Source organism: Pseudomonas aegrilactucae (assembly GCF_019168305.1).
GTDB lineage: Bacteria > Pseudomonadota > Gammaproteobacteria > Pseudomonadales > Pseudomonadaceae > Aquipseudomonas > Aquipseudomonas aegrilactucae.
Map to the genome: position 1 here is coordinate 1 of NZ_JAHTBI010000162.1, position 7,660 is coordinate 7,660.

The following is a 7,660-nucleotide window of genomic DNA, read 5'->3' on the forward strand; positions in this document are numbered from 1 at the left end:
CTGCAGCGCCTGCTGCACCGCCTGTTCGGCGCTGTAGCGGCCGCGCAGCGCAGGCGCCGCAAGGCCGCGGGTCAACCCGGCGCTGAAGGCGATGCCACGCCCGCTATGGCGGGCGATCGCGGTCAGGGTGGCATCCAGCGGACCGGCGGGCAGGTCGAAATCGATCAGTTGTTGGCGGGCGCCGGGGGTGGTTGCAGGTTCGGCCACGCTGTCCAGCGCGCAGAGGCTCAAGGCCAGGGCCAGCGGGGAAAAGGTCAGGCGCAAAGGGCGGTACAAAGGCATGGCGGCGGTCTTCATGATGCGGGTCGATGCCAGTTATGTGATGCGAGCGCCGTATTTATTAAGGGGCCGTCAGATTTATTTTTCACGCAGGCTCAATTGCGTCCACCAACCCAGGCGATGCTCGACGCGAATCGGCAGCACTTCCTGCAAGGTGCGCAACGTTTGCTCGCTGTCATCCAGCGCGAACACCCCCGATACCCGCAATGCCGCTGCATCCTCAGTGATGCGCAGCCACCCGCGGCGGTAGGGGCGCAAGGCCTGCACCACTTCACCTAGGGCACGGTCATGCACTTCCAGCAGGCCGTCCTCCCAGGCGCCGGCGCGGGCCTGGCGCGGGTCCAGCGGGTGCACCTGGCGGCCGTCCAGCCAGGCACCCTGGCCGGCACGCAGCTCCAGTGCAGTGGCACCGGGTACCGAGGCCTGCACCCGCGAGGACTGCACCCACACCTGTGCGCCGCGTTCATCCAGCGCCACACTGAAGCGCGTGCCCAGCGCGCGCGCCTCGCCGAACGCGGTACGCACTACCAGCGGCCGGGTGGCATCGGCGGCCACCTCGATGCTCAGCGCACCCTCGCGCAGGATCAGCGTGCGTTGCTGCGTATCGAAGGCCAGGTCGACCCGGCTGCGGGCATTGAGCAGTACCCGGCTGCCGTCCGCGAGGGTAAAGGGCTGGCGTTGCGCGATCCCGGTCTGCAGGTCCGAGGCGCCCAGTGGCAACAACCCCTGGCCGTGCAACCACCAGGCGCCCAGGCCCAGCCCGGTGACGCTCAGCGCGCCGCGCAACAGGTATCGACGGCTGTTGCCGGCACCGCTGAGCACATCCCGCGTGAGGCCTGGTGCGCTGCTGAACGCCTGGCTCACGCGTTGCTCCAGGCGTTGCCAGGCCAGGCCATTGTCGGGGCTGGCGTGCAGCCAGTGCTCGAAGCGCTGCTGGTCGGCCGTGCCCATCGTGCCCGAGCGCTGCAAGGCCAGCCATTCGATCGCCTCGGCCACGGCTGTTGGCAGGCGCGCGGCACTCATGCGGGTTCCAGCGCCAGGTAGCACAGGCCCAATGCCTTGACCACGTACTGGTGTACGCGGGGCGCGGAGATACCCAGGCGCTGGCCGATTTCGGCGTAGGTCAGGCCCTCCAGCTGGCTGTACAGAAAAGCGCTGCGGCCGATCGGCGAGAGGCCCTGGAGCAGGCTGTCCAGGGCACTCAGCGCTTGCAGCGCCTGGGCCTGCTCCTGGGCAGAGGGCTCGTGCGCACAGGGCTGTTGCGCCAGCGCCTCGAGGTAGGCGCGCTCCAGGTCGCGGCGACGCCAGCTGGCGAACACCAGCCGCTTGGCGATGGTCGTCAGCAGCGCCCGTGGCTCGCGGATGGCGTGCGGGTCGGGTGCGGCCACGACCTGGGCGAAGGTTTCCGCCGCCATGTCGGCGGCATCTTCGCTGCAACCCAACCGCGCGCGCAGGCGCCCCAGCAGCCAGCCATGGTGGTCGCCGAACAGCTGGTGCAGCACATGATTGCGGGCGCGCAGGCGCGAGACGTCGAGGGCGGGTGGCGGCATGGTTCAAAAGCTAATGACAATTGTTATCAAATGATGCCGATTGCCCGAGCCTATTGCAACACGCCTGTGCCATCGTTCTCTGCCTGGCCCGTGCGGCCAGTGGCTTTCTGCTATCCAACCCGTTATAAAGCCCATCCATTATCAAAGGAGTGGCGCATGGAAATTTCGGCTTTGTCCATCGGTGTCGATATCGCAACCAGTGTGGCGATCGTCGGTTCGGCGGTTACCTTCATGTACAACCAGCGCCGTCAGAACAAGACCGAAGCGGTGATGAAGCTGCACGAGCAGGTGCGTACCATCTCTATCCAGCAGTTGCAGGAAGAGCTGGAAACCCTGTCGCGCCAGTACACCCACCAGATCATTGCGCCGACCCAGAAGATCCTCAACATCGGGCGGCTGTCGCACCGTCTGCTGGAGCAGGAGGCACCTGCCGAGCGCTCGCGTGAAGTTTTGATCGACAGCAACCGCTTCGATGAGACCCAGCGCAGCATCGCCGACCTGATCGAACAGACCCGCCTGTTCATCAAGGAAGTGCACGCCGCCAAGTACCGCATCTTCCCGGTGCTGTACAACCTGCGCGAAGGCGCTGCGCTGATCAAGGAGTACCGCGAGTGCAGCGAGGCCCTGATCGAGGCGAGCAACCAGCTTGGGCCGCAGCACACTTCGCTGATGAAGGAGACGCTGGCGTTCAGCCAGGCACTGCACACCCCCACCGAAGACCAGGAGGCGCTGAAAATGCAGTGGCTTCGAATGGCCTTCAGCATTGCCCAGGACGATGACTACCGCGGCTGGGTCGACCTGTTCATCGAGGACGGCAAGGAAGAGGCCTACTGGCAGGCCATGAGCGGTTCGGACATGGAGCTCAAGCGCGACCTGGGCGGCACCGTGGCGCTGCGCATCATGCGCATGCTCGAGCAGGACCCGGGCCGCGCGGCCGGCCAGCAGATACTGATGGTGCACCAGCCGGCGATTGCCCTGACCACCCAGGCCAAGCGCCTGCTGGTGCTGCTGTCGGCGTCGATCGCCTGGCTCAGTTGCAAGGCCGAGGACCGTACCAGCGACACCATGGAGCACCTCAAGGCCGCGTTTGCCTCCGACGAGCTGCTGGCGCTGGACTCCGAGCTGTATTGAGGAGGGGGCGGGGCACGCTCAGCGCGAGCGTGCACCTGCCGAGTGGCCTTAGACGGACACTTGTTTGCGCACGCCGCGTGGCAGGCGGCAACGCTCCGACTGCTCGCTCAGGCGTGCCTGCCAACTGGCCTTGACGCTGAACGCGGGCTGGGCCTTGGCCTGTGCCTGGCGCTGTTTGCGCAGTTCAGCCAGGGAAGGGGTCTTGGCCTTGGCTGCCACGACCGAATCCTGGGGGGGTGGCAAGGGAGCGCAGGCAGGACTTGCACGACACCTGATCCGCCGCCGGGGTGCTGTTGAGGGTCTGGCTGTTGCGCCCGCAGGCTGCGCCGGTGCAGTTCGCCGAATAGTGTGTAACCAAACCTGGGTTCTCCAACATGTTGATAACAAAGGCGCTATTTTCGCACAGGCGGGGCGTGGAGTGGACCCCGGCTGGTCTGTTGGGCGCCGTCAACGGGCAAGCAGTTGCCGTTCTCGTTTCCACGTGACGCGGTACATCACCCCTGTGCTCACACCCGGCAGCAGGAACGCCAGGTGGCTCCATCTGAGTTCAGGGCCCCAGATAAACGCCCAGCCGATGCCCCACAGCACACCGATCACCAGCCCGAGCAGCAGGACAGGGTGGCGGCGCAGTTGCGGTCGTTCGCGCATGGCCTGTGCATAGACATACCAGCCACAGCCGAGACAGAAGGTCGACACCACCACGACCAGCAGCGCCATCATGATCATTTCCGAGGTCAGCAGCGCCCGGTAGAGGCCGAAGAACACCAGCCATATCCCCCACAGGAACAGCAGCGTTATCGGCACCAGGCCGACCAGCGCGCCGAGGGTCATCATCACTCTGTGTCTTGCAAGGCTATCCATGGTTGTCGCGTGTCCGGTGGTGGCTGTATCGAAGGCGACGTGATACCGGTAATCGCAGCGCGTTGCAAATGCTGGTGTGCGGGCGAGGCGTATTGACGCTCATCAGCGCTGGCGCCTACTCTCGCGCCGGTCCTTTTCATGGAGTGATGCAATGATTACCTGCTACCTGCGCTATGTCGTCGACGCCTACAAGCTGCAAGAGTTCGAAACCTACGGGCGGATGTGGATGCCCCTGGTGGAGAAATTCGGCGGCCAGCACCACGGCTACTTCCTGCCATCGGAAGGCGCCAGCAACATTGCCCTGGCGATGTTCTCGTTCCCAAGCCTTGCGGCCTATGAACAGTACCGCGAGCAGTCCAGAACCGATGCCCAATGCATTGCTGCGTTCAAGTATGCCGAAGACACGCGGTGCATCATCAGCTACGAGCGCAGCTTCTTTCGCCCTGTGCTCGGCTGAGCCACTGCGGGCGCGGTTACTCGTCCTAAACCCTGCACGCAGGCTGGTGCAATGGGGGGATGTGGTCTTTGATTAGGGGGAGTCACACTGCTGGCAGTCGGTGTGACGCCAATGGAATACCCGACTTTTCAAGGAGCTTCCCATGTCTGCCATTCCCTCGCGCAGCCCCCGCAAGACGCCCTTTTTTGCCAACAAGGACGTCACCGCACTGGTGCCGGACTTTCCCTTCCACTATGGCAACTACCTGACAGCGGCGCGCGCGGCGGGCACGCCGTTGTGTCGCGTGCCGTCTTCGCGCTGGGGCGAAAAGGTGCTGATCGTCGGCGCCGGGGTAGCGGGGCTGGTGGCGGCCTATGAAGTGCTGCGCATGGGCTTGCACCCGATTGTCGTGGAGGCCTCCGAGCGCATCGGCGGGCGGCTGTATTCCAAGGTGATGGGCGACCCGGGCACCGAGGTCATCTGCGAGCTGGGCGCCATGCGTTTCCCGGTGTCCGGCAAGGCACTGTTCCACTACTTCGACAAGGTCGGCATGAGCGCACAGGCCACCGACTTTCCCAACCCGGGTACGGCAGCCGCGGTCAGTACCGTCATCGACTACCAGGGCAGTATCAAGTACTACGAGCACAACAGCAGCCAGTTCCCGATCCCGCCCGAGTACGTCGAACTGGAGGACCAGTTCTTTGGTGATTTCCTGGGCGGTGCGCCGTTTCATTTCGAGGAAATCGAACAGGCCATGACCGAAGGCAGTATCGACCAGCCGGCCATCAAGCGGCTGTGGAATGCCATCGTCAAGCGGGACAATGGCAGCAGCTGGGACGACGCCAGCTTCTACCAGGCGCTGTTGCAGGAATCGGGCTGGAGCAAGGCGCAGATCAACCTGTTCGGTCAGATCGGCTTTGGCACGGGCGGCTGGAACACCGACTATCCGAACAGCATTCTCGAAGTGCTGCGGGTGCTGTACACCGGGCTCGACGCCAGCCACCAACTGATGCATCAGGGCGCCGATGCGCTACCCAAGGCGCTGTGGTCACGCTCCCCGACCTCGCTGGGGGATGCCTGCGACAATGGCCAAGGTGACAGGAGCGTGGAGTCGATGACCCGTGAGGTGTTCGCCGACCCCTTCGGCCTGGAGGTGCGGCATGTCAGCCCGTTGCCCAGTGGTGAATTCTCGGTACTGATGCATGACCTCAAGCGCGACGTGCAGGTGTGGTACACGGTCGGGCAGGTGGTGTACACCCCGCATGTGCGTGTGCTCGACAAGCTGCGCGCCGCCGGCACACAGCAGCAACTGCAGCGCATGGACACGCTGCTGCCCAAGGCGACCTGGGAGGCGGTCAAGTACACCCACTACATGCAGTCGGCGAAGATCTTTGCCGCCACCCGAACACCGTTCTGGAATGACCGGCCAGGCGAGGGTCAGGAGCGCCCGATGAGTGTGACGCTGTCCGACAGCCTCACCCGTGGCACCTACCTGGTCGACTACTCTGCCAGCACTGGCGCGTACCGAGGCAGTGGCATCTTCCTGTCATACACCTGGAACGATGACGCCCTGAAGTTTCTGGGCGATCAGGCTTCGCCGCAGCATGCCGCGTTGTGCACCACCTTGCTGCAGGGCATCTACCCGAACGTGAACTTCAGCCAGCAGTACAGCGCGAGCAATACCTTCGTCGAGCTCAACTGGGAGGACCAGCCGCATTACCTGGGCGCGTTCAAGATGAACCTGCCGGGGCAATACGAGTACCAGCGCAGGCTTTTTTCCCAGTTCATGGATGGGGTGGACGTACCGGGTGCAACCCCCTGCGGCTTCGTGCTGGCCGGTGACGATGTGTCCTGGACGGGCGGCTGGGCGGAGGGGGCGGTGACCAGCGCGATCAACGCCGTGAACAAGATCGCGGTGTGCCTGGGCGGTGCCAGCGGCGCGCTCAACCCGGGACCGGTGGATGCCTGGAGCGAGCTCAAACCCATCGAACTGACATAGCCAGGCGCGCAAAGCTATCCACAAAAAACGTGGGTAGCTCTGTGGATAACGCGCTACAGGCTACGTAGCACAAGGCCTGCGTCAGTTTGATTACAAACTGAACAGCTGTCGTCCCGTTCGTCGCCGCCGTGTTTTTCACTGTGCCGAGTTCGTCATTCCCACGGTGCAAATCGATCAAGCCTTGGCACGCTGACGTGGGGCACGATGGACGGTCTGTCCAAGGAGTTGATCATGATCCGACTGACCCTTAACCAAGCCCATGAGCTGGCCGAGTCCATTTTGCTGCACAACGGTTTCAGCCCGGCGCATGCCGCGGCAGTCACGGCCACGGTGGTCGCTGGCGAGCGCGATGGCTGTGCGTCGCACGGCCTGTACCGCGTGATTGGCTGCGTGAACTCGCTCAAGGCCGGCAAGGTGGCGGCGGCGGCCGAGCCGCAGGTGATTGACCAGGCGCCGTCGATCGTGCGTGTGGATGCGCGCGGCGGGTTCTCGCAGCTGGCCTTCCAGGCCGGTTTGCCGGTGCTCGAAGCCAAGGCGCGCAGCAATGGCATTGCTGCGCTGGCGATCAACCATTGCGTGCACTTTTCGGCGTTGTGGGTGGAGATCGAGCAGCTTACCGAGGCAGGCCTGGTGGCCTTGGCGTGCAACCCCAGCCATGCCTGGGTGGCACCGGCGGGGGGCAGCCAGCCGGTGTTCGGCACCAACCCGATAGCGTTTGGCTGGCCGCGGGTGGGGCAGCCGCCGTTCGTGTTCGACTTTGCCACCAGTGCGATTGCGCGCGGCGATATCGAGTTGCATCGACGCGCGGGCAAGTCCATCCCCGACGGCTGGGGCGTGGATGCCGATGGTCAGCCCAGCACGGACCCCAACGAGGTGCTGGACCGTGGTGCGATGCTGACGTTTGGCGGGCACAAGGGGTCGGCGTTGGCGGCGATGGTGGAGTTGATTGCCGGGCCGTTGATTGGTGACCTGACCAGTGCCGAGTCGCTGGCGTATGACGCGGGCAGCAAGTCGTCGCCGTACCATGGCGAGTTGATCATAGCGCTCGACCCGCAGCGGTTTCTGGGGTTGGGCGCCGAGGCGCACCTGGCGCGGGCGGAGGCGGTATTCGAGGGGATACAGGGGCAGGGTGCGCGGTTGCCATCGCAGCGGCGGTTTGATGCGCGGGCGCGCAGCCTGGAGGAAGGCGTGCAGATACCGGAGGCGTTATACAACGATTTGAAGGCGTTGTTGGTTTCCAGTCAGAGCTGAGGTCGGGTCACCAAGGGGCTGGCACTTGTTGGCTCGATTGAAATCTGCTGCCGACCTACCAAAGGCTGGCAACGGTGATCTATCAGCCATGGCGCGTTGCAACAAATGTGGGAGCTGCGGTGCGACGACTCGCCTTGCCAGCGAAGCGCCGCG

General features: G+C 64.4%; 9 protein-coding genes. 4 read left to right on the top strand and 5 right to left on the bottom strand.

From position 1 onward, the window contains the following. From KUO17_RS26215 to KUO17_RS26225, 3 genes are all read right to left on the bottom strand, one after another. The coding region (locus KUO17_RS26215) for an STN domain-containing protein (protein ID WP_217978452.1) at positions 1-297 on the bottom strand (297 nt) is incomplete at its 3' end. A 60-nt stretch (positions 298-357) separates the two neighbouring features. Then, complete coding sequence (locus KUO17_RS26220) at positions 358-1,302, bottom strand: FecR family protein (protein ID WP_217978453.1); 945 nt, start codon at positions 1,300-1,302, stop codon at positions 358-360. Then, positions 1,299-1,829, bottom strand: coding sequence for a sigma-70 family RNA polymerase sigma factor (locus tag KUO17_RS26225; protein ID WP_217978454.1), 531 nt, complete (start codon positions 1,827-1,829; stop codon positions 1,299-1,301). Before KUO17_RS26225 ends, KUO17_RS26220 begins: the two co-directional genes overlap by 4 nt. A gap of 156 nt (positions 1,830-1,985) precedes the next feature. On the opposite strand from KUO17_RS26225, the gene KUO17_RS26230 reads away from it, so the two are divergent. After that, positions 1,986-2,960, top strand: a complete 975-nt coding sequence (locus KUO17_RS26230) for a hypothetical protein (protein ID WP_217978455.1) — start codon at positions 1,986-1,988, stop codon at positions 2,958-2,960. A 48-nt stretch (positions 2,961-3,008) separates the two neighbouring features. Here the strand turns inward: KUO17_RS26230 and KUO17_RS27420 are convergent, their stop codons facing one another. Both KUO17_RS27420 and KUO17_RS26240 read right to left on the bottom strand, forming a co-directional pair. After that, positions 3,009-3,179, bottom strand: coding sequence for a hypothetical protein (locus tag KUO17_RS27420; RefSeq protein WP_425274902.1), 171 nt, complete (start codon positions 3,177-3,179; stop codon positions 3,009-3,011). A gap of 228 nt (positions 3,180-3,407) precedes the next feature. Then, entirely contained in the window at positions 3,408-3,794 is a 387-nt protein-coding gene (locus KUO17_RS26240; protein ID WP_217978456.1) for a hypothetical protein, read from the bottom strand. A 178-nt stretch (positions 3,795-3,972) separates the two neighbouring features. Between KUO17_RS26240 and KUO17_RS26245 the strand changes: the two genes are divergently transcribed. The 3 genes from KUO17_RS26245 (at position 3,973) to KUO17_RS26255 (ending at position 7,507) form a co-directional block, all read left to right on the top strand. After that, complete coding sequence (locus KUO17_RS26245) at positions 3,973-4,278, top strand: NIPSNAP family protein (RefSeq protein ID WP_217978457.1); 306 nt, start codon at positions 3,973-3,975, stop codon at positions 4,276-4,278. 142 nt (positions 4,279-4,420) lie between these two features. Next, positions 4,421-6,256 carry a flavin monoamine oxidase family protein gene (locus KUO17_RS26250; protein ID WP_217978458.1) on the top strand — a complete coding sequence of 612 codons (1,836 nt, stop codon included), beginning with the start codon at positions 4,421-4,423 and terminating at the stop codon, positions 6,254-6,256. A 231-nt stretch (positions 6,257-6,487) separates the two neighbouring features. Next, positions 6,488-7,507 (top strand): Ldh family oxidoreductase, encoded by a 1,020-nt coding sequence (locus KUO17_RS26255; RefSeq protein ID WP_217978459.1) that lies wholly within the window; start codon positions 6,488-6,490, stop codon positions 7,505-7,507. Positions 7,508-7,660 lie beyond the last annotated feature (153 nt).

Bases quoted from the DNA above. Each gene is read 5' to 3' on its own strand.
- KUO17_RS26220 (WP_217978453.1), bottom strand. From the start codon at position 1,302: ATGAGTGCCGCGCGCCTGCCAACAGCCGTGGCCGAGGCGATCGAATGG.
- KUO17_RS26225 (WP_217978454.1), bottom strand. From the start codon at position 1,829: ATGCCGCCACCCGCCCTCGACGTCTCGCGCCTGCGCGCCCGCAATCAT.
- KUO17_RS26230 (WP_217978455.1), top strand. From the start codon at position 1,986: ATGGAAATTTCGGCTTTGTCCATCGGTGTCGATATCGCAACCAGTGTG.
- KUO17_RS26240 (WP_217978456.1), bottom strand. From the start codon at position 3,794: ATGATGACCCTCGGCGCGCTGGTCGGCCTGGTGCCGATAACGCTGCTG.
- KUO17_RS26245 (WP_217978457.1), top strand. From the start codon at position 3,973: ATGATTACCTGCTACCTGCGCTATGTCGTCGACGCCTACAAGCTGCAA.
- KUO17_RS26250 (WP_217978458.1), top strand. From the start codon at position 4,421: ATGTCTGCCATTCCCTCGCGCAGCCCCCGCAAGACGCCCTTTTTTGCC.
- KUO17_RS26255 (WP_217978459.1), top strand. From the start codon at position 6,488: ATGATCCGACTGACCCTTAACCAAGCCCATGAGCTGGCCGAGTCCATT.